At 64.1% G+C, this 20,935-nt stretch carries 23 protein-coding genes; 12 read left to right on the top strand and 11 right to left on the bottom strand.

The genetic code is table 11. The annotated features are described in order from the left end of the window. Positions 1-25 precede the first annotated feature (25 nt). The 4 genes from B5X69_RS03760 to B5X69_RS03745 form a co-directional block, all read right to left on the bottom strand. Complete coding sequence (locus B5X69_RS03760; protein WP_079637366.1) at positions 26-346, bottom strand: AtpZ/AtpI family protein; 321 nt, start codon at positions 344-346, stop codon at positions 26-28. 206 nt (positions 347-552) lie between these two features. Beyond that, the gene (locus B5X69_RS03755) at positions 553-915 is read right to left on the bottom strand and encodes a YdbL family probable chaperone protein (RefSeq protein WP_079637422.1); all 363 of its coding nucleotides are present in this window, start codon (positions 913-915) and stop codon (positions 553-555) included. 64 nt (positions 916-979) lie between these two features. Further along, on the bottom strand, positions 980-1,195 hold the full coding sequence (locus tag B5X69_RS03750; RefSeq protein ID WP_079637365.1) for a YnbE family lipoprotein: 216 nt from the start codon (positions 1,193-1,195) through the stop codon (positions 980-982). Beyond that, positions 1,192-4,377: an intermembrane phospholipid transport YdbH family protein gene (locus B5X69_RS03745; RefSeq protein WP_245798560.1), complete on the bottom strand. Its 3,186-nt coding sequence runs from the start codon at positions 4,375-4,377 to the stop codon at positions 1,192-1,194. The genes B5X69_RS03750 and B5X69_RS03745 overlap by 4 nt, the downstream gene beginning before the upstream one ends. A gap of 130 nt (positions 4,378-4,507) precedes the next feature. Here B5X69_RS03745 and B5X69_RS22215 point away from each other — a divergent pair, with 130 nt between their 5' ends. Continuing rightward, complete coding sequence (locus tag B5X69_RS22215) at positions 4,508-4,633, top strand: hypothetical protein (RefSeq protein ID WP_281250916.1); 126 nt, start codon at positions 4,508-4,510, stop codon at positions 4,631-4,633. 262 nt (positions 4,634-4,895) lie between these two features. Continuing rightward, positions 4,896-5,300, top strand: a complete 405-nt coding sequence (gene rnk / locus B5X69_RS03740) for a nucleoside diphosphate kinase regulator (protein WP_079637364.1) — start codon at positions 4,896-4,898, stop codon at positions 5,298-5,300. 74 nt (positions 5,301-5,374) lie between these two features. Here the strand turns inward: rnk and B5X69_RS03735 are convergent, their stop codons facing one another. Then, positions 5,375-5,959 (bottom strand): EF-hand domain-containing protein, encoded by a 585-nt coding sequence (locus B5X69_RS03735; protein ID WP_079637420.1) that lies wholly within the window; start codon positions 5,957-5,959, stop codon positions 5,375-5,377. 200 nt (positions 5,960-6,159) lie between these two features. Here B5X69_RS03735 and purB point away from each other — a divergent pair, with 200 nt between their 5' ends. The 8 genes from purB (at position 6,160) to B5X69_RS03690 (ending at position 13,792) form a co-directional block, all read left to right on the top strand. Further along, the gene (gene purB, locus B5X69_RS03730) at positions 6,160-7,476 is read left to right on the top strand and encodes an adenylosuccinate lyase (RefSeq protein ID WP_079637363.1); all 1,317 of its coding nucleotides are present in this window, start codon (positions 6,160-6,162) and stop codon (positions 7,474-7,476) included. 71 nt (positions 7,477-7,547) lie between these two features. Continuing rightward, positions 7,548-7,892 (top strand): LapA family protein, encoded by a 345-nt coding sequence (locus B5X69_RS03725; protein ID WP_176141502.1) that lies wholly within the window; start codon positions 7,548-7,550, stop codon positions 7,890-7,892. Next, positions 7,889-8,563 carry an orotidine-5'-phosphate decarboxylase gene (pyrF, locus tag B5X69_RS03720; protein ID WP_079637362.1) on the top strand — a complete coding sequence of 225 codons (675 nt, stop codon included), beginning with the start codon at positions 7,889-7,891 and terminating at the stop codon, positions 8,561-8,563. The genes B5X69_RS03725 and pyrF overlap by 4 nt, the downstream gene beginning before the upstream one ends. 110 nt (positions 8,564-8,673) lie before the next feature. Further along, positions 8,674-9,303, top strand: coding sequence for a phosphoribosylanthranilate isomerase (locus tag B5X69_RS03715; RefSeq protein ID WP_079637361.1), 630 nt, complete (start codon positions 8,674-8,676; stop codon positions 9,301-9,303). Then, positions 9,300-10,511 (top strand): tryptophan synthase subunit beta, encoded by a 1,212-nt coding sequence (trpB, locus tag B5X69_RS03710; protein WP_079637360.1) that lies wholly within the window; start codon positions 9,300-9,302, stop codon positions 10,509-10,511. Before B5X69_RS03715 ends, trpB begins: the two co-directional genes overlap by 4 nt. A gap of 199 nt (positions 10,512-10,710) precedes the next feature. Then, positions 10,711-11,502, top strand: a complete 792-nt coding sequence (gene trpA / locus B5X69_RS03700; RefSeq protein WP_079637358.1) for a tryptophan synthase subunit alpha — start codon at positions 10,711-10,713, stop codon at positions 11,500-11,502. Next, entirely contained in the window at positions 11,499-12,350 is an 852-nt protein-coding gene (gene accD, locus B5X69_RS03695) for an acetyl-CoA carboxylase, carboxyltransferase subunit beta (protein WP_079637357.1), read from the top strand. Before trpA ends, accD begins: the two co-directional genes overlap by 4 nt. Positions 12,351-12,475: 125 nt before the next feature. Further along, positions 12,476-13,792 (top strand): bifunctional folylpolyglutamate synthase/dihydrofolate synthase, encoded by a 1,317-nt coding sequence (locus B5X69_RS03690; RefSeq protein WP_079637356.1) that lies wholly within the window; start codon positions 12,476-12,478, stop codon positions 13,790-13,792. Between the two features lies 1 nt (position 13,793). On the opposite strand, the gene B5X69_RS03685 is transcribed toward B5X69_RS03690, so the two are convergent. Together B5X69_RS03685 and B5X69_RS03680 are read right to left on the bottom strand one after the other, a co-directional pair. Then, positions 13,794-15,191 (bottom strand): AmpG family muropeptide MFS transporter, encoded by a 1,398-nt coding sequence (locus tag B5X69_RS03685; protein WP_079637355.1) that lies wholly within the window; start codon positions 15,189-15,191, stop codon positions 13,794-13,796. 102 nt (positions 15,192-15,293) lie between these two features. Continuing rightward, positions 15,294-15,731, bottom strand: coding sequence for a response regulator (locus B5X69_RS03680; protein WP_079637354.1), 438 nt, complete (start codon positions 15,729-15,731; stop codon positions 15,294-15,296). Between the two features lie 155 nt (positions 15,732-15,886). Between B5X69_RS03680 and B5X69_RS03675 the strand changes: the two genes are divergently transcribed. Both B5X69_RS03675 and rsmD read left to right on the top strand, forming a co-directional pair. Then, the gene (locus tag B5X69_RS03675; RefSeq protein ID WP_079637353.1) at positions 15,887-16,735 is read left to right on the top strand and encodes a pseudouridine synthase; all 849 of its coding nucleotides are present in this window, start codon (positions 15,887-15,889) and stop codon (positions 16,733-16,735) included. Continuing rightward, positions 16,732-17,277, top strand: coding sequence for a 16S rRNA (guanine(966)-N(2))-methyltransferase RsmD (rsmD, locus tag B5X69_RS03670; protein WP_079637352.1), 546 nt, complete (start codon positions 16,732-16,734; stop codon positions 17,275-17,277). The genes B5X69_RS03675 and rsmD overlap by 4 nt, the downstream gene beginning before the upstream one ends. Here rsmD and B5X69_RS03665 read toward each other — a convergent pair. The 4 genes from B5X69_RS03665 to B5X69_RS03650 all read right to left on the bottom strand — a co-directional run bounded on the left by B5X69_RS03665 (position 17,252) and on the right by B5X69_RS03650 (position 20,738). Then, positions 17,252-18,523 carry an MFS transporter gene (locus B5X69_RS03665; RefSeq protein WP_079637418.1) on the bottom strand — a complete coding sequence of 424 codons (1,272 nt, stop codon included), beginning with the start codon at positions 18,521-18,523 and terminating at the stop codon, positions 17,252-17,254. The two genes, rsmD and B5X69_RS03665, sit on opposite strands and share 26 nt — an antisense overlap. 190 nt (positions 18,524-18,713) lie before the next feature. After that, positions 18,714-19,166, bottom strand: a complete 453-nt coding sequence (locus B5X69_RS03660) for a thiol-disulfide oxidoreductase DCC family protein (protein WP_079637351.1) — start codon at positions 19,164-19,166, stop codon at positions 18,714-18,716. Beyond that, positions 19,159-20,274, bottom strand: coding sequence for a saccharopine dehydrogenase family protein (locus tag B5X69_RS03655; protein WP_079637350.1), 1,116 nt, complete (start codon positions 20,272-20,274; stop codon positions 19,159-19,161). The genes B5X69_RS03660 and B5X69_RS03655 overlap by 8 nt, the downstream gene beginning before the upstream one ends. After that, on the bottom strand, positions 20,268-20,738 hold the full coding sequence (locus tag B5X69_RS03650) for a DUF2269 family protein (RefSeq protein ID WP_079637349.1): 471 nt from the start codon (positions 20,736-20,738) through the stop codon (positions 20,268-20,270). Before B5X69_RS03650 ends, B5X69_RS03655 begins: the two co-directional genes overlap by 7 nt. Positions 20,739-20,935: the final 197 nt, after the last annotated feature.

Here is a 20,935-nt window from a genome sequence, read left to right as displayed (position 1 = left end):
GCGAGAGAATTTCGTTTGCGCCCGCCTATTTGCGAGGCGCCGAAGACAGGCGGATGATGTTCCGGAAGGCCACGACGATCCCCATGAACAACATCCCCAACAAACCCCAGGGCGACGTACCTGCGATGCGGTCAATCAGCCAGCCGAACAAGGCACCGCCGATCAGTCCGCCCAGCAGTTCGGCCAAGACGCGGTTGCCGAGCCGGTAATTGGCATCGGATTCCGGTCCGGCGCTCACCGCGGTCCGTCTCGCTTCTGCGGCTTCGGCCCGGTCCAATCGCTCTTCGAGCGAGACCAGGCGCGAATCCTCCGAGCCAAGTTCCGGATCGCTGCCATTCCCCGTCATCTTGTGCCATCCTCCTGAAACAGAAGCGGAAACCTCCGATCCTGCCTGCGAAAAAAGGCCCGAAAAATCGGGGGACCCCTAAGGCGCGGCCCGTTTAGGAACGCCGCCCCATGAAGTCAATGCTTGTGCGCAGGTGCACAAAAAATGCCGCCGCGTTTAGGGGCGCGGCGGCATTGACGCCCGCAGGCGCCCTTGAAAACAGGAATTTAGGGACAGCGCGAATCGCGCACTGGCGGACCACTGTCGCGCGTCAGCCAGCGACCGTCGGGCGCTTTGTATTTTTCGCCCGGCTTCGTCTTCGCAATCAGATTGCATCCGGTCGCAAAGGCAAATTGTTCAACCGTGCTACCCTGCGGCGCATTCGCGGTGTAGGCCGCCTTGCGCTTGATGTTGATATCCTTGACGATATCGCGGATCGCCGGGGTCGGGTTCGACACAAAACCCAGATAGCCGTCGGGCTGTTCGCCGATCTGCCCTGCCGCGCGCGCCGCCTCATAAGCGGGGTCTCGCTGCGCCATCGCCGAGGGGATCGCGACCGCAATCGCGGCGGTCACCGCCACTGTCCCCATCGCCATCCCACCCAATTTCCAGTTTTTCCAACGCATGATCATCACCCTCTATGCTCGTGTTCGATCAGAAGATGTCCTCATTCTGCTCGATCAATTTCTTCGCATCGCCATCGAGCCTGTAGATGATTTCCTGCTTGATGTTGATGTTGAGGTTGATTTCGATCGGCTTGTCGGGCGTTTCGATCTGCACACAGGCGGAAAGACCCGCCATGGCGCAGAGGGTTGCCAGATATCGGCCGTCAAAGTTCAGCCTCCTGCTTTCCTTGTTGGATATCGTCATGGCACGGGCTCGCTTTCTGGGGGCTGAACGGGCGATTCAGCGCCCGCTTTGGCGGCATCGACCTCTTGCTGCACGCGCAGCAGGGTCGGCAGATTCTGTTCGATCACCAGCGTCGGGTCGTAAAAGCCTTTCGCGGAGGAAATAAGTTGGCGGAAGGGCGCCTGGATCTTCACATTGAAGACGAACGGCAGCTTCGCAATTTGGCGTGTCAGGAAATTCTGTGTCGCGCCTTCGCCCTGCCCCACGCCGCCAAAGCGGATATCGGTCACCATTTCGCCGTCGAGATCCCCGTTCAGCATGATCGTGAGGTCGTCATATTTTAGGCTGCGCAGTGCGCCAAAGGCAAAATTGGCGATCGCACCAAGATTATGGTTCGACAGCTCGCCGACATAGGCAAGCGTCCCGCCGCCGCCCCGCGAATCGATGCGACCGCCAACGATGCGGCCACCGAGCCCGTCGAACTCGACCGGCAGCGTTCCGTCGAACGTGCCGGTCGCATGAATATTCTCGAATCCGAATTGCTGCAGGAAGGCCGCAGCATCGACCCCTACGATATCGAAGGACAGGCGCCGGGGTTCGCTGGCATTGAAATCGAGCGTCGCGGGATGAAGCACCAGTTCACCCCCCGCCAAGGGCCAGCGCCCACCCTCGATGCGAACCCGATTGTCGCCGAGAAGCCGGTATTCGATCGTCCCGTCGATCACCGGGATGCCGGGGTTGATCTCTGCGATCGTCGCAATCTGCGCCGGAGCTGTTCGCAAATTGATGAGGTCAACAAAGGTCAGCGTCGTTGTCAGCCCCTTCACCGGTCCAAAGGCGGCAGCGAGGTTGGTGTTTGCGGTGGCAAAGGTCCCGCGACTCGTGACGGCCTGGGGCGACCATTCGATGCGGCCCCCACCGACCACCGACCCTTGCACATTCGCGACAACGCCGAGCGCGAGGCGGGTGAGCTGGTCGGGCTGGAAGCCTTCGTCAAAACGGATCTCCGGAGCATCGAGATCGGCAAAGCCAGTACCAGGCTCGAGGTCATGGCGAATGACGACATCGAGGATCTTGCGCCCCGATTTGCGCTCGCGGAAACTGGCCGCCGCGTCGATGCCCCCCTCGGCGTAGCGCAGGGTCGCTGTATCGCTCACCAGAGGAAAGAAGCGCGGATCGGGCTCGGCGTCGCTGAGTCCCAAGCTCCCATCGAGCGTCAGCGCGCCGCCCTGCCAGCGCCAGCTCCCGGCAATGTCTGACAGGACGAGCGGTACGGCGCCAATCTTGCCGCTCGCGCCCGACAAACTCCCCTGCATGCCGCCGCTCACGCCGCGCCCACTGATGCGGTCGGCGGCAAAGCGCGTGACGCTATCGCCCTCGCCTAGCCGGACATCGGCACCGGCGAGCATCCATCGCATTGCGGAGAGGTCGACCTCGCCCCGCCCTGCATCGAAGGCGAAAGGCCCGGTGCCGCTGGTGCCCCGCAGGGCAATGTCGCGGGTGAGGACGGTACCACGCAGACCAGCCGGCCCGGCGCGAAACAGCGGCGCCCGCGGGCGACTGCAAAGATCGATCCCGGCGCGAGCAATGCGGAAGCCGGAGGCGGCGAGCCGATCGAAACCGACGCGGGTGCAACCGCCCGCGAGGCTGATCTCACCGCTCGAGGCGATTGTTCCAGCCAGCGGCACCGTCAGCCCCTCGACGCGGCCGTCCGCGAGCGGTCCCGACAGGGTCGCGCGCGTCGCGAAGCGCAGCATTTGATCCTGACCGCCCCAAAAGCGAACCGGGTCGAGCTCAAGCCGCGCGCCGTCGGCAGCGTAAGGGGCAAAGCGCGCCTCGCCGCGCGTCGTCCCGTCGGCGCGCCGATCAAGCGCCAGCGACCCCGAAGGGAGGCCGCCGCCCCCGAACGTCCAGTCACCTGCGATCGTGACGAGGGGGGTTGGCTCCGCGAGCAGCCATGCGATACGGCTCCCAGCGCTCCCGGCGACGCTGGCACCACTCGCGCTTCGCAACTGCGGCGCGACAAGTTCAAAGTGCGCCGCGCGGCCCTCGCCGCTGAGCGCAAAGCCGCTGCTGCCGCTCGCGTCGGCGAGCATGTGCGATAGCGCCGCAGCCGCTTTCGCGGCGAGCGGGCCGAGAGGGCTTGCGTCAAGACGCGCGGCGCTCGCGGCCATGGAACGGCGCAGCTCCGGGCTGGCGCTGGCCTCGACGAAGCGAACATCGCCTTCGACCTGCGGCGAGCCATGTCCGACCTCAGCCTTGGCCGACATCTCGACGCGGCGCGCGGAAAAATCGCCTGCGCTCAGCTCGGCGACCTCGGCCGAACCGTCTAGCGTCGTGCGCGCGGCGCTGCCCGAAAAGCGGGCGCGCAACCCCAGTTTCTTAGCGTTCATGCGGCCCGCCTCGAGCTTGGCGAGGCGCGCATCGGCCGTGCCGCGCCAGCTTTGCAAAGTCTCGGCGAGCGAAACGTCGATCGCGATCTGGGGACTATCCACCGCAGCGCCGACATTGCCGCAGACCAGACGCTCGCCCCGCAGCGCTCCGGTGAGCGTCGGGCGAACGTTCCGCACGCGCACGTCGCCGTAGAAGCTCAGCTCTTGCGCGGAGCATCCCGCCGCAACCAGAACAGGGGCGACCAGGGCGAGCTTGCCGGCGAAATTCTTCCTGAGATTGCCGCCGCCATTGAGCACCGCGCCCACATCACCCCACGGGGTTTCGACGCGCGCACGGGCATCGGCGAGAATCACCGAAATGTCCGGCAGCGCGAACGGTGTTTTGTCGGCCGGGTCCCGGAACTTGTCGAGCGCGCCGAGCGACAGCTGACCTTCGACGACGCGGCCGTAAAGCCGTACGCCGTCCGCCCGGATTTCAGAGATATAGGGCCCGGATATACCGTAGCCGATCGAGACTTCCACGATCCTCGCCGTAAGGTCGGGCCGCGCCGGATCGCCGATGACCACGTCGCTGAGGCGCTCTGTGCGAAAGCCGATCTCTTCAATCGTGTAGCGTGCGGGAATGCCGCGGCCGTCGAGTTCGTCACGAATATAGCGGTCCGCGATCGGCTCGCGCGCCACCCACAGCCCGAGCGCCATGGCCGCAGCGGCGCCCGCCGTCAGCCAGCGCTTCTTGAACAATCGCTTGGGAGTCCTTGGCGCTTCGGGATCGGTAATGGCCTGCACCTGTTGTCCGTCCTCGACCGCCAACCCCCTATTCCCGCATGGGAACGCGCTGAAATCTTTTTCGATGCAGGAATTGGTCCGCAACGCTGTCGGTCTTTTTTATGACCGTTGATTGGCCCCCACAAGGCGATTGTTTCCATGAAAGGCCAATGCGGTGTGCCTGCCCGTCTTGATGGTCGTCCGCCGCAGCGCCGGTTCCGCCCGGCCATCCGGCGACATGGAGCAGCTTGGCCGTCACCGCGGCGCGGCGTGGAACAGCGTTTTCGCGATCATCGCATGATTGCAGATGCGGACGACGAGAATCTTCTCACGCTCGCTTTGGCGCAGCACGTCAGGATTTGACTTGGGAGCGCGGCGCGGACATCATGACACGATGCAGAATCTGCGCGCCCTTTCCCGACTCCACTCGCACGCGGGTCAACGCCTCGCGGGCCTTTAGCCCCGGGTCCGGCGCGTCATGCCCCGAGCCCGGGGCCAACTTTCTCCTTTCCTGATTGCGACATGCGGCAGGCGTATGTTTGCTCAAATTGAAGGTTCGAACGATGAAAACCCGCAGCGCCGCCAAGCGGCCGCCTATCCATATGATCGACACCGAGGCTGATACGCTGACCGACCTTGCGCTAGCGCGACAGGAACGTTCGCCCGAGGTCAGCGCGCTATTGCTGGAAGAAATCAATCGCGCAAAAATTTATTCCGCGACCAAGATACCCGCCGATGTGGTGACAATGCATTCGCGCGTCGAATTCGTCGACGAGGCGAACGGCGCCTCACGCACCGTCGAGCTTGTCTACCCTGGCGATGCCGACATCGCGGCGGGCCGGATATCGATCATGACCCCCGTCGGAGCCGGTCTGATCGGCCTGCGCGAAGGCCAATCCATCCTTTGGCCCGACCGCGACGGCCAGCAACGCCGGCTTTCGATCGTGAGGGTCGAGCGCGCCCAGTAGCCGGAATCGCGGATGCGGCCGCCGGATCACTCCGGCGGCCGCACCACCCGGTCAAGGGCGTCGATCGGTTTGGATCAGGCGCCGCGCGACAGGAAACTGGTCAACTCTTCCTTGCTGACTCCGCCCGATTTGTCGGCGTCGGCGGCAGCAAAGGCCTGACCGATCCAGGATTTGACCTGCTCCGATTCAGGATCGACCGTGGGGTCCGTCGCCGTGCGGAGCTTCTTCATCCAGGTTCCAAACTCGGTCTCATCGAGGCCGCCGTTACCGTCGCTGTCATAAGTCGGGAACTCCTGGTTCACGATCTGCGCGACTTGGCCGGGCGTTGCAGCCGCGCCGCTTTGTGCGCCGGGCTCGCTCGCCGGCGGGGTTGCCGGATCAGCGGGTGTTGCAGGATCGGCAGGCGTCGCGGGATCGGCCGGCGTTCCAGGGTCACCCGGCGTAGCCGGCTCCGCGGGGGTCGCCGGATCGGCCGGAGTGGCCGGGTCCGCTGATGGCGCGGTACCAGGGTCGGTCGGCGGGGTCTGGGTAGTGGGATCAGCCGGGGCCGTTTCACCCGCCGGCGGCGTTTGAGGATCCTCACCTGCAGGCGGGGCTTCCTGCGCAAGCGCGGGAAAACTCACGGCTGCAGCGCCGATCAAAAGCATGTGTTTCAGCATCATAAATCTCCTGTACCGGTGGCGGCGCCTTTGAGACGGTTCCCCGCCAACCTCTTGAAGGGGCAAGAGCTCAACTGGCCAGCTTGGCCGAGGTTGCGGTTCTCCAGCGATTGGCGAAGCGTTCGGCCCCTGCTAGGGGGCGGCTGGTCGCGATTTCGCGCCTATTCCGCGACAAATCGTAATAAAAGGAAGGAAATCCAATGGTTCCGCGTTACGCCCGGCCCACGATGACAGCTATCTGGTCGGCCGAGAATCGCTATCGAATCTGGTTCGAGATCGAGGCGCACGCGACCGACGCGCTTGCCGAACTCGGTACAGTGCCCAAGTCTGCTGCCAAAGCGCTGTGGGACTGGTGGGCCACAAAGCCTGCGATCGACGTCGACGCAATCGACGCGATCGAAGCGGTGACGAAGCACGACGTCATCGCCTTCCTGACCTGGGTGGCCGATAATGTCGGGGAGGAAGCGCGCTTCATGCACCAGGGAATGACGTCGAGCGACGTTCTCGACACCTGTCTCGCTGTGCAGCTGACGCAGGCGGCCGACATTTTGCTGGCGGATATCGACGCGCTGCTTGACGCGATCAAGCGCAGAGCCTTTGAGCACAAGCTGACCCCGACGATTGGACGCAGCCACGGTATCCACGCCGAGCCCGTGACCTTTGGCCTTAAGCTCGCTGAAGCCTATGCCGAATTTTCGCGCGGCAAGGATCGGCTGCTAGCCGCCCGCGCAGAGATTGCGACCTGCGCCATTTCGGGCGCGGTCGGCACCTTTGCGAATATCGACCCCCGGGTCGAGGCGCATGTCGCGGAAAAGCTCGGCCTTTCGATCGAGCCCGTTTCAACGCAGGTCATTCCGCGCGACCGTCACGCAATGTTTTTTGCAACCCTTGGCGTTATCGCATCGTCGATCGAGCGGCTCGCGGTCGAGGTTCGTCACCTTCAGCGTACCGAAGTCCTCGAAGCCGAGGAGTATTTTTCGCCGGGGCAGAAAGGCTCCTCGGCGATGCCGCACAAGCGTAACCCCGTGCTCACCGAGAATCTGACGGGCCTTGCGCGCATGGTGCGCAGTGCCGCGATCCCCGCGATGGAGAATGTGGCGCTCTGGCACGAGCGCGATATCAGCCACTCGTCGGTTGAGCGCTTCATCGGCCCCGATGCGACGATCACTCTCGATTTCGCGCTCGCGCGGCTCACCGGGGTTATCGACAAGCTCGTCGTCTATCCTGAGCGGATGCAGAAGAATCTCGACCGGATGGGCGGCCTCGTTCACTCCCAGCGCGTCCTTCTGGCTCTGACGCAGGCGGGTGCGAGCCGCGAGGACAGCTATCGCATGGTCCAGCGTAACGCGATGAAAGTATGGGAGTCGGACGGCGAAATCTCGCTCCTCGAATTGCTCAAGGCTGACGGCGATGTCACTGCGCGGCTGTCGGCAGATCAACTCACCCAGCTCTTTGATCTTGGCTATCATCTAAAGCAGGTCGACACGATCTTTGCGCGCGTGTTCGGCGCCTCCTAGACTGGTTGGGCTGGAAACCCGGGCAAAACTCGCATAGGAAATGCGAGGGGCCGAACGAGGAGCAACGCCAAGTGGGAATCCTGCGTACGATCATCTGGGTCTTGCTGACCGTCCTGCTCGTCCTGTTCGCCATGGCGAACTGGAATCCGGTGACCGTCACGATCTGGCCAGGTCAGGTACTCGACACCAAATTGCCGGTGCTGATCGTCGTTGCTTTTCTCCTCGGGAGCCTCCCGATGTGGATCGCGCTGCGCGCCGCACGCTGGTCCTTGAAACGTCGGCTCGACACCAGCGAGCGGCAGCTCGCCGACCTGCGCGCGATGGCCAATCGCGCCGCAGAACCCGCACCCGTTCCGCCTGCCCCGGCGTCGGCACCGGTCAATGACATTCCTCCATCGCCGCTGGATCACCAATGACGTCTCCGCTCTATCTTGCCATCGATACCCCGCATCTCGACGCTGCGCTGACGCTGGCGCAGCGCGTTCGCCACCATGTCGGGGGCTTCAAGCTCGGGCTCGAATTCTTCTGCGCCAACGGTCACCACGGGGTGCATGAAGTTGCCAAGCTTGGACTGCCCATCTTCCTCGACCTCAAGCTGCACGACATTCCCAACACGGTAGCAAAGGCGATCCAGGCGCTGCGTCCGCTCGAGCCGGCTGTCCTTACCGTTCATGCCGCCGGCGGCCGTGCGATGCTCGAAGAGGCTAAAGCGGCGGCGGGCCTCAACACGAAGGTGGTGGCGGTGACCGTGCTGACCAGCCTCGACAGCTTGGATCTTGCCGACACAGGAGTTGAAGGATCCTTGCATGACCAGGTGGTCCGGCTCGCCTCGCTGGCACGGGAAAGCGGGCTCGACGGGATCGTCTGCTCCGGTCACGAGGTGAAAGCCGCGCGGAACGCCTGGCCAAGCGGATTTTTCGTGGTTCCCGGGGTTCGTCCTTCCAACGGCAAGACCGGCGATCAGAAACGGGTGGTCACCCCGGCGCAGGCGATGGCCGACGGGGCATCCATCCTCGTTGTAGGGCGCCCGATCAGCCAATCGGAAGACCCTGACCTTGCAGCGCGCGAGATCGAAGCGACGCTTTAAGACAAGTTTCACCGCCGTGGGTGCCGAGCTCAGTCGAGCACCCCTCTAAGCAGCGCAAGGCCGAGGGCCCTCGGCATCGCTCGATGCGAACAGCCTAGCAGAGACAAATCATGCCCCCACTCGTTAAGATCTGCGGCCTCTCAACGCCGGAAACGCTCGATGCGGCGATCCAGCTTGGCGCTACCCACATCGGGCTTGTTCACTATGAGCCGAGCTCGCGTCACGTCGATCTCAAGACCGCGGCCGAGCTTCGCCAGCGGGCGGGCTCGGCGGTGAAGGTTGCCCTCCTCCTCGTCAACGCCTCGCCCCAGCTTACGGGGGCGGCCTACAGCGCTGTGCGGCCCGATATCATCCAGTTTCACGGGAGCGAAACCCCCGAGTGGATCGCCGCTGTCAAGCAGCATGTGTCCGCCGAGGCATGGAAGGCAGTCGGGCTCCGGGATGCAGGAACGCTTGAGCGCTCGCGGCAATATGAGGGGATCGTCGACCGCCTGCTCTTCGACGCCCCCGCACAGGCGCTACCGGGCGGCACCGGCACGCGTTTCGACTGGAGCCTGCTCGTCAACCATCGCCATAGGATGGATTGGGGGATTGCCGGGGGACTGACCCCTTCCAATGTCGCCGAGGCGATGGCCGCGACCAGCGCGCCGCTCCTCGATGTCTCCTCGGGCGTGGAGAGCGCGCCGGGCGTCAAGGATGTGGACAAGATCGCCGCGTTCCTTAAAGCGGCGGGACGATGACCGACCGACCCAACAGCCTTCGCACCGGCCCCGACGACCGCGGCCATTTCGGCGCCTTCGGCGGCCGCTACGTCGCCGAGACCCTCATGCCGCTGATCCTCGATCTGGAGCGTCACTATCGCGCGGCGCAGCAGGACGCAGCTTTCAAGGCGGAGTTCGAACGTCTGCTCGAGCATTATGTCGGACGCCCGAGCCCACTGTGGTTCGCCGAACGGCTGACCGCAAATCTTGGCGGCGCAAAAATCTACCTCAAGCGCGAGGACCTCAATCATACCGGTGCACACAAGATCAACAATTGCATCGGCCAGATCCTGCTTGCGAAACGCATGGGCAAGACGAGGATCATTGCAGAGACAGGCGCGGGTCAGCACGGCGTCGCAACCGCAACCGTTGCCGCGCTGTTCGGCCTTCCCTGCACCATTTTCATGGGCGCGGTCGACGTCGCGCGCCAGCAGCCCAATGTCTTCCGCATGAAATTGCTCGGCGCCGAGGTGGTCGCGGTCGAAAGCGGAGCGAAGACGCTCAAGGACGCGATGAACGAGGCACTGCGGCACTGGGTCGCCAATGTCCACGATACTTTCTACATAATCGGGACCGTCGCGGGTCCGCACCCCTATCCCGAGCTCGTTCGCGACTTTCAGTCGGTGATTGGCAACGAAGCCCGCGCGCAGATATTGGAAGCCGAAGGCCGCCTTCCCGACATGCTGATCGCTCCCGTCGGCGGCGGATCGAACGCGATCGGCCTCTTCCACCCCTTCCTCGATGACGCGGGGGTCGAGATCGTCGGAGTCGAGGCCGCAGGCGAAGGGCTGGACAAGAAACATGCCGCGAGCCTTGCGGGCGGGCGCCCCGGCATCCTCCACGGCAACAAGACCTATTTGCTCCAGGACGAGGACGGCCAGATCACCGAGGCGCACAGCATTTCGGCGGGGCTCGACTATCCGGGGATCGGCCCCGAACATGCATGGCTCCACGACATCGGCCGCGTTCGCTACGAACCCGTCACCGACGCCGAAGCACTCGCGAGCTTCCAGAAGCTGACCAAGCTCGAAGGCATCATCCCCGCGCTCGAGTCAGCGCACGCCATCGCCGCCGCCGAACGCATCGCGCCGACGCTGGGCAAGGACAAGCTGATGATCGTCAACTGCTCGGGCCGGGGGGACAAGGACATCTTCACCGTGGCCGATGCTTTGGGGGTTGAACTGTGAAGCGCGCGTCTCTTCGTTTCCTGTTTAAAGTTGGCATTGGCGTGGCGCTGGGGTCTGTTGTCCTATTCTTGGCCAGCCTTGTAATGCCGTACCTCTGGAGCCGGTATCTTGGCCTGTCGATCGGTATCGCTTTCAGCGTCATGAAGGGTGACAAGCTATTCGATCGTCTCTGGCCGGAGCCCAGGAAGAGGTGGGCAGAATGACCCGTTTCGCCGCCGCCTTCGCCAAACCCCGCCCCGCCCTCGTCACCTTCATTACTGCCGGCGATGGCGACACCGCCGCGAACCTCGACGCGCTCGTCGCGGGGGGCGCCGATGTGATCGAGCTCGGCATGCCCTTCACCGATCCGATGGCCGACGGCCCGGCGATCCAGGCCGCAAACCTGCGCAGCCTCGCCAAAGGCACGACCACTGCCGACATCTTCGCGATCGCCGCCGCCTTTCGCCAGCGCCACCCAGACACTCCGCTCGTTCTGATGGGCTACGCCAATCCGATGACGATCCGAGGGGCCGACTGGTTCGCCGCCGAATGTGCTCAGGCTGGCGTCGATGGCGTCATCTGCGTCGACATTCCGTCGGAGGAGGATGCCGAATTGGGGCCCAGCCTGCGCGCCGCCGGGGTCGACCTGATCCGTCTCGCTACCCCGACCACCGATGCCGCGCGCCTGCCCGACGTGCTGAACGGCGCGGGCGGTTTCCTCTATTATGTCTCGGTCGCTGGCATCACCGGGCTCCAGCAGGCGGCGCAGGCGAGCATCGAGGATGCGGTGGCGCGTCTCAAGACGGCAACCGACCTTCCCGTGGCGGTCGGCTTTGGCGTCCGCACGCCCGATCAGGCCGCAGCAATCGCGAAAGTTGCAGATGGCGTCGTCGTCGGATCGGCCTTTGTCGACATCATCGCCGAGCATGGTGACGCCGCCGCGGCGCCGCTCGAAGCCTTCACCCGTACCCTCGCCGATGCTATCCACGGCGCAAAGGAGATCGCTGAATGAGCTGGCTCGACCGCGTCCGCAACGCCCTGCCCTTCACTGCGAAGCGCGATACGGCGGACAATCTGTGGCACAAGTGCCGCCAGTGCCAGCAGATGGTGTTCGTCAAGGAGTGGGAAGACAATCTGAACGTCTGCCCGCGCTGCGACCATCATGACCGCATCGGCGCCAAGGAGCGCTTCGCGCAGCTCTTCGACCGGGGCTTGCACGAAATTCTTCCCGCCCCCGCGGCGCCAGAGGACCCGCTGAAGTTCCGCGATACCAAGAAATATGTCGACCGCATCAAGGCGGCGCGCGCATCGACCGGCGACCGCGACGCCTATCAGAACGGCTTCGGCCGCATCGACGGCCGCCCTGTCGTTGTCGGCGTGCAGGATTTCGCCTTCATGGGCGGATCAATGGGGGTCGCGGTCGGTGAAGCTTTTGTCGCCGGCGTCGAAGAGGCGATCAAGCGCGGCTGCCCCTATGTCGCGGTCACCGCTGCCGGCGGCGCGCGGATGCAGGAGGGCACGCTCTCGCTCATGCAGATGCCGCGGGCGACCGTCGCGCTCGCGCGCCTGCGCCGCGCCGGTCTGCCCTATATCGTGCTGCTGACCGACCCGACCACGGGCGGCGTCACTGCGAGCTATGCGATGCTCGGCGATGTCCAGATCAGCGAGCCCAGGGCGCTGATCGGCTTCGCGGGGCAGCGCGTCATCGAGAACACGATCCGCGAAAAGCTGCCCGAGGGTTTCCAGCGCGCCGAATATCTGCTCGACCACGGGATGATCGACATGGTGGTGCACCGCAAGGATCTGCCTGCGACGCTGGGGCGGTTGATCGCCTATCTGGCACCCGAAAAAGCGGCGTAAGCTTTCCTCTATCGTCACTATCGTCATTACGAGGAGCGAAGCGACGCTATTCCAGAGCTCAATAAACCCGCTCGGGATAGCTTCGCATCGCTCGCAGCGCCGCGCTTCTGCCAGGTCCGCCCGCCATGCCCGACCACGCCCATAGCTCCGACCCCGAAGTGCAGGCCCAGCTTGATCGCCTCGCGGCCCTGTCGCCAGGGCGCGACATCCTGGGCCTCGAACGGATCGCCGAGCTATGCGAGCGTCTCGGCAATCCGCAAGAGCGCCTGCCCCGCACGTTTCACGTCGCAGGAACCAACGGCAAGGGATCGACCTGCACTTATATCCGCGCAATTCTCGAGGCCCAGGGACGCCGCGTCCACGCCTATACCAGCCCGCACCTCGTCCGCTTCAACGAGCGCATCCGGCTCGCGGGCAGGCTTATTGACGACGCTCTCCTGGCTGCGCTGCTCGCCGAGGTGCTCGACGAGGCTGAGGGTTTGCACGCCAGCTTCTTCGAGGTCACGACTGCGGCCGCCTTCCTCGCGTTCGCGCGCACGCCCGCGGACGACTGCATCATCGAAGTCGGGCTGGGCGGCCGCCTCGACGCGACCAACATCATCCCGCCGCCCGCGGCGTGCGGCATTGCCTCGCTCGGTATCGATCACGAAGCCTTCCTTCTCGCGCCGGAGGACGGCACCCCGTCCGAACCCGCCACCCGGATCGCGTGGGAAAAGGCCGGCATCGTCAAGCCGGGCGCCGCGCTCGCCACCCTCGCCTATCCGCCGCCGCTCGGCCATATCATCGCCGCGCGCGCCGAAGCCGCGGGCGTCTCCCCCTTCGTCGAGGGTGATGCCTGGTCGGTCGAGCCGGCCGGCGACGCGTTCCGCTGGACGTCGATGGACGGTGCGCTGCCCGGTCTGTTGCGCCCCCGGATGGCCGGCGCGCACCAGATGCGCAACGCAGGCCTCGCCATCGCCATGCTCCACCTCGCACCAGGCGCGAAGCCGGACGCCGAAGCGATCGCGAAGGGGGTCGCAAACGCCTTCTGGCCCGCGCGATTGCAACGACTCAAAGGCGGACCACTTGTCGCGCTGCTTCCGCCCGCGACCGAAGTGTGGCTAGACGGCGCGCACAATGCCGACGCGGGCATCCAGCTCGCGCGCCACTTCGAGACGGAGCCGCGCCGGATCCACCTCGTCACCGGCATGCTCGCGAACAAGCATCCCCAGGCGATCCTCGCGCCGCTCGCGCCCCGCCTCGCATCGGTGACGGTGGTGCCTGTTCCCGGCCATGATCACCATGACGCCGCGGCCTTCGGCCCCGACGCACGACAAGCGCAGTCTGTCGAGGCGGCGCTCGCTCGCCTGAGCGTCGATCCTGCTGAGGAAATCGTCCTGGTCGCCGGCTCGCTCTATCTCGCGGGCACCGTGCTCGAACTCAACGGGGAGCTGCCGGAATAGGCTAGCCGCCCTTCGGCGCCACCTCATGCCCGTCATCCTCGGTGCTCGGCTGCCGCACCGTCTGGACGACGAATCCGCGCTTCCACAGCAGCCACAGCAAGATCATGCCCGGTGCAGCAATCGCGACGGTGAACAGCCAGAAGCCGACCCAGCCCAGCGTCTCTGCGACATAGCCGCCGGGCGCCGCGAGCCATGTGCGCCCGACCGCCGCGAAGGAGGAAAGCAAGGCGAATTGCGTCGCCGTATAAGCCAGACTCGACAGGCCGGAGAGATAGGTCACGAAGACAGTGAGGCCGATCCCGCTGGTAAAATTCTCGGTCCCCACTGCGATCGCCAGCATGAGCGGTGAATGACCCGCGGATGCAAGCGCGGCAAACAGAAGATTGCTGAACATCATCAGCAGTCCTGAAATCAGCAGGGCCCTCCCCATGCCGAGCCAGGCGATGAAGGGCGCGCCGCACGCCGAGCCGATGATCAGGGCTACAAAGCCGACGCCTTTGTTGATCGCGACAAATTCCGTGTCGGTGAAGCCGAGTTCGACGATCATCGGGTTGAGCATCCCCTGTCCCATGGCATCGCCAACCTTGTAGATCAGGACGAACAGCAGGATCAGCGCCGCGCCATGCCGCCCGAGGAATTCGCGAAAAGGGCTGACCACGGTTTCGTTGAGCCACGCCGCAAACCCCTGGGCGCCGCCGCGCGCCTGCGATGGATGGAAACGCCCTGGGCCTGCCAGAAGCGCGGCGATCGCCGCAGGGAGCACGGCGAGCCCCGTGAAGGCATAGGCCGCCGCCCAACCCAGTCCGAACCCTTCCGGCGATGCAAGCGCGATCGTGCCAACTCCTGCGATCAGGTTGCCGGTGCGGTAGCCGAACTGGTTCATCGCGGTGCCGTGCGGCAGTTCAGCATCACTCAATATCTCGATGCGGTAGGCATCGATGACGATATCCTGCGTTGCGGACAGGAAGGCCACGATGATCGCCCATATCGCAAAGGGGGCGAGATGATCGTTCGAGGGGTTGCTCGCGCCCAATTGCCAGATCGCGATGACAAGCAGCGCCTGGATCACGAAAAGCCAGCTTCTCCGCTGGCCCAGCAGCCGGGTCAGCACCGGTATCGGCAAGCGGTCGACAAGCGGTGCCCACAGGAATTTCAGCGTGTACGGCGTTGTAAGGCCGATTGCAAAACCGATCGTGGACTTCTCGATACCCACCTTCGACAGCCAGAAGGTCATCGTCGCCAGCAGAAGGGTCAGAGGAAAGCCGCTCGATATCCCCAGCAGGAATGCGACGATGGGCATCGGCCGCCTGTAGGGAGCAAAGGCCGGAATGACATAGGCAAGGCCGATGATCGCGGCAATCACCGCGACCAGGATCGCACTATCGAAGCCCAGCTGCATCGTCCCTCCCTCGGCCGCTCGGTCGAGCAAACCTCCTCTGCATGAACGTCCGGCCTAAAGCGTCGTGAGCAAATTGGAAGCCGCTAATCGGCGGGGTGAGGCTTAGGCGGCCTCAGGCCGCCAATAAGTTTGTAGCCCGTTGACCTTGCGCGGCAGCTTGTTCTGGCAAATCATCGTCTCGATCGCGCGCAGTGCCCCTACCAGCGCCGCGGGAGGATGGGGTTTGTTGAGGCAGGCAAGCGCGATGTCTGCGGCATCCTTCGGACACTGTCCGGTCACGAGGAGTACCGCGACGCCGCGGTCACGCGCGAGCCGCGCGACCTCGCGCCCGGTCATATGGCCTGCGAGTCCGAGGTCGAGCACAATCGCGTCGACCGCTTCGGTAGCCATCACGGCGACTGCCGCTTCGCCCGTATCAACCGTGGAGACGATTGTGTAACCACTCTGCTTGAGTGTATGCTCATAATCGAACGCGACCAGCGGATCATCCTCGATGATCAGCAGCCTCTTGATGCACGAGGGGCGAGTCGCAAAGAGCATAGAAACTCCATTTCACCGCGCCATGACGCGCCCCTTTCCCTTGTGCAATATCGCTTCTGCTTCCCATCGACGAAGCGGCACTTTTCCGGTTATGAGCGTGATCGCAGCGCAACACTTTTCTTCCCGAAAAACGATAAGAAGGCCCATCCGTTCCGATGACGAACCGTCGCCCACCCCGATCCGCGTCCCGATCATCGCCCGGCCGGGATGCACCAAAGGGGCGCCGCGCGGCTCGCGCAGCGTCGCCGTGCAAGCCGAAGGCGACCGAGCCCGAGCGCGAAGATGGGCCGCAGCGGATCGCAAAGCTGCTCGCGCGCGCCGGCGTCGGATCGCGCCGCGATGTCGAGCGGATGATCGCGGAAGGGCGGATTGCGCTGAACGGCGAGACCGTGTCGCAGCCCGCACCGCTCCTCAACTCGCTCGAGGGGCTCACGGTCGACGGCAATCCGGTGGCGAAGCCCGTCTCCACCCGCCTCTACCGCTTCCACAAGCCCTCGGGTTGCCTCACAGCTGCGCGCGACCCCAAGGGGCGCAAGACAATCTATGACCTCCTGCCGGACGGCTTGCCCCGCCTGATGCCGGTCGGGCGGCTCGATTATAACACTGAGGGACTGTTGCTCCTCACCAACGACGGCGAATTCAAACGCCAGCTCGAACTGCCCGCGAGCGGTGTCGAACGTACCTATCGCGCGCGCGCCTTTGGCGACATCAGCCAGACGCGGCTTGAAGATCTGGTCGAGGGCATCACGATCGACGGTGTTCGCTACGGCAAGATCGACGCCAATCTGGAGCGCCGCACCGGGCGCAACCAGTGGATCGAACTCACGCTGACCGAAGGCAAGAACCGCGAAGTACGCCGCGTTCTGGAACATCTCGGACTCCAGGTCAGCCGGCTGATCCGCACGCGCTACGGCCAGTTCACCGTCGGCGATCTCGCGGTCGGAGCGGTCGAGATCGTCCCGCGCGATGAATTGTTCCAGTTTCGGCGGCGCCTCGACAAATGAGGGTGATTGCGGGCGAATGGCGCGGCCGCAAGCTGCTCGCGCCCAGGAATGATGCGACGCGGCCCACAGCAGACCGCACACGCGAGACGCTCTTCTCGATGCTCGCAAGCCGCCTCGGCAGCTTCGAAGGGCTATATGTCGCCGATCTTTTTGCAGGGTCGGGCGCGCTCGGCATCGAAGCGCTATCGCGCGGCGCGGAACGCTGCCTTTTTAGCGAACAAGACCGTGATGCGCTCGAGGCGCTGCGCAAGAATCTCGCAGCCCTCGACGCCGCCGGCCGCGCTGAGGTTCGCGCCGGGTCGGTCCTCGAGCTCGGGCCTGCACCGCGTGCGCTTGACCTGCTGCTCTTCGACGCGCCCTATGGCACCGGAGCCGGCAGCGTCGCGCTCGACAAGCTCACCCGCCTTGGCTGGGTTGGCCCTGAAAGCTGGGTCTCGATTGAAACCGCTGACAGGGAGGTTGTCGAGGTCGCCGGCTTCGAGATCGATGTTGAGCGCAAGGTCGGCAAGGCGCGTCTCACGCTGTTGCGGCGCGCGATCTGACCAGCAAGAGCCCGAGGAGACTCAGCAACCCCGCGATACCCAGATAGAGCCCGACAAAGTTCGTCCCGCCGCTCTCGCTTAGCCATTGGGCGGCGATCGGCGCGCCGGCGCCGCCCAGTATACCGCCGACGTTGAACGCCACCGATGCGCCCGTATAGCGCACCCTTACCGGAAAGAGCGCGGGGAGCCACACGCCGAGCGGGCCGTAAACGAGCCCCATCACGAACAGCGACGCCGAGAGGCCCAGCCCGACGACAATCCACGACCCCGATGCGAGCGATGGCCCGAACAGGAAACCGATTCCCACAGTCGCCGCGCAGCCCCAACTCAGCACGCGCTGTGCACTCGCCGCGTCGCTCCAATATCCAGCGAAGACGATCCCCGTCGCCATGAACAGGATCGCACCGAGCTGAATCAGCAGGAATTGCTCCTTCGCGTAGCCGAGCGCGGTTGTCCCGTGCGCAAGCGCGAAGCTCGTCGCCAGATAGAAAATTGCGAAGCAGGCGACGACCGCGAAGGTCCCCGCGAGCAGCGCGACGCCATGGTCGCGCAGGACCGCGCCAAACGGGACTCCAACCGGCGGTTCGCGTTTCAAGGCCTCGGCAAAGGCGGGCGTCTCGTGGATCTTCAGCCGCACCCACAATCCGAGCCCCACCAGCACGGCCGAAACGAGGAAGGGGATGCGCCAGCCCCATGCCGCAAACTCGGCATCGCTCAACCATAGCCCGAGCAGCAGGAACAGGCCGTTTGCTGCGATAAAACCGACGGGTGCACCCAGTTGCGGCGCCATGCCGAACCGTCCGCGCCAACCGGGCGGTGCATTCTCGACCGCGAGAAGCGCAGCGCCGCCCCATTCGCCGCCGAGCCCAAATCCCTGCCCGAAACGCAAGGTGCAAAGCAGCAGCGGCGCAACCCATCCCGCCATTGCATAGGTCGGAAGAAAGGCGATGAGCAGCGTCGAGCAGCCCATGAGCATCAGCGAGGCGACGAGCGTCGACTTGCGGCCGATGCGGTCGCCGAAATGACCGAAGACGACCGCGCCGACGGGCCGAGCGAAAAAGGCGAGACCGAAGCTCATGAAACTGAGCATCAGCTGCGCCGACTCCGATTCGGACGGGAAGAAGAGCGGCCCGAAGACCAGCGCCGCGGCGGTGCCATAAATGTAAAAATCATAGAATTCGACCGCGGTACCGACGAGGCTCGCGACCAGGACGCGCCGGTGCAAGCGATAGGGTCCCAAATCCATGTCAATCGCCCCTTCCCTGCTTGTGCCGGCGCCGCTTTGGACGGTTTGCCCCGCTTCGCGCAAGACGAAAGAGGCGCTGGGTCAATTGGAGTGGAGCGTTCCCATCGTCCCGATCTTTGTCATTCTCGCGAACGCCAATCCACGAAGTGGTTTGGGCAGCGGCCATTCAAACAGGTGTTGGCTTGCCATTCTAAAGTAATCGCCCGCGCTGCTCTTTAGTCAACAGAGCGCAATAGTCGGCCTTGCCGAACCAGCGATATCGGTTTCGGGCGATCAGCGCATAGAGCCAGTCGCGCAGGCGCTCGGGGACGATGGCGGAGATACGGAGGGCATGCCACCAGCCCCCCAATATCCGGCAGAGTTCCAGATAGCCGCGAGAGGCGGTGTAGGCGCGGCCATCCGCAATCAGCAGATAGCTCTCGTCCATCTCGATACCGTAATGGGCATAGAGCGCTCGACCCAGCGCTTCCTGCGCGGGCGAGAAGTTGACGAGCGCCCGGCTGTCATATCGCATGATCCAGCTCGCGCCGCCCGAGCATAATGCGCAGATGCCATCGAATATGAACAGCGCCCTGCCGTCACCGAAATCGGGAACCGACGGATCATCGCGATAGCTGAACGATTGCTTTGAGACTTCAGGCATCGATTTCGTCCCGAATGATCTCGATATCGAGATTTGACAGCGCCGCAAGGTAGCTGTCGAGATCAATCAAATCGACGCAGGGCATCGCGCCGGGTTGTATATCCTTGTCTCCTGCCAGTCGCCGGGCCAGCAGAATCGCCGGCATGCACGGGATATAGGGGCCATGGCCTGACCGCGCGACGATCCAGAAGCGTCGTTCCAGCGGATTGCCGTCATGGCCGAGGCCCCTCATGAACATGTGGAAGCCACTTTGCCCGGACCCGAAGCGGTCGAATGCGAAAGCGAGCTTGAGCAGCGGTCCGGCATGGTCGCGGAGCGATACGATCATCCCCAACCGTACCAGGGCGCCCAAGGCGCGCGTGCCGATATGGAGGGCCTTCAACTCATGGCCGGCGCAGAAGCGCATCGATCGGAGCGTGGGATAGCGTTCGGGAAACAGCGTCAGGTCGGGGATGTCGCAGTTGCCGAAGAGACGGGTGCCAAGGCCGGGATAGCGGACGACATGCGTATCTTCCCAGCCATAGACGGTTTTCATCACGCCATCGCGCAGCATCTGTATCGGCTTGCCCACATAGCTGAGCACCGCGGAGGTTGTTGCCAGACCTCGATTGGTGTGTTGAGCAGCGCTGATGCCATAATCGACAGCCTCCAGCCGGGCGAAGGATGGGAGATAGGCGTCGATCACGGCTGCGGTCAGACAGGGGACGGAACTGGCGCCGCTGACGACTAGCACATTTTTCGCCTTTGCCTCGGCATCGAGCCGGTCGATCGTCGCCACGAACTCCCGCGCATCGGCGAGGTCGAGATAATGACAGCGCTGCGCGATGCATGCCCTGGCGACGTGATGATCCTGCGTCTGGAAAGGTCCTGTGGTGTGTATGACGATGTCGGGCGCGATACGGTCGAGTGCTGCGTCGAGGTCGCCATCGATATCGATCGCATGACCCTCGGCCGCATTGGCCACTTCGAGCGATGCCGAAAACGCATTTGCCTTGTCCGCCGATCGTCCACCGATCAGCAGGCGGATGCTCCCGTCATTGGCAAGGCTGCGCGCGATATAGCTGCCGAAATTGCCATAGCCGCCGATGATCAGGACGCGCGCTACCATGTGGGCTTGGTCACCATCAGCCAGAAGATGACGACCAGTCCGCCGAACGCGGGCCAGCCCAGCGCGAACCATCTGCGAAACAGGCGATCATAGGCGGCTTCATCAATTGCTTCGCCGTGCGCGTGCGCTTCCAGCATCGACTTCATGCGTATCTGGATGAAGACGACCGGCACCCAGCACAGCGCCGCCAGCAGATAGAGACCATAGGTGACGACCAGCCAATAATCGCTCCACAGGAAGCCGCCCTGCCATACCAGCCATGCGCCGCTCAGCGGCTGCACGATCACCGAAGGCAGGGTAAAAAGGAAATCGGCCTTAACCGTCATGCGCGCGGCAAAGGCGCGCTCGACCGGAACGGGGCTGCGACTTCCGAAGAACATGAAATTGGCGATGCCGATCCCGGTTCCGAATAGGATTGTTGCACTTACAATGTGCAGCGTTTTGACGAAGGAATAGAGGTCCATGGAATGTCGCTAGAGCACTGCGCACTTCGCCGCTAGGGTCAGGACTTCTGTGGTTGCCGCCCGGCATGCAAGAGGGTTCTGACCTTTTGAACGGGTGATCGAGTGCGGTCTTCTGTCAGGCCTTGATTGCGGCCCTTTCGAAGGTCGCTGGTCCGTATTTTGATCCGACGATCAGGCCCAAATCTCATTGGTGAGCT

It is taken from the genome of Sphingopyxis flava, assembly GCF_900168005.1.
Taxonomy (GTDB): domain Bacteria; phylum Pseudomonadota; class Alphaproteobacteria; order Sphingomonadales; family Sphingomonadaceae; genus Sphingopyxis; species Sphingopyxis flava.
This window is presented reverse-complemented; position numbering and strand designations above follow the sequence as displayed.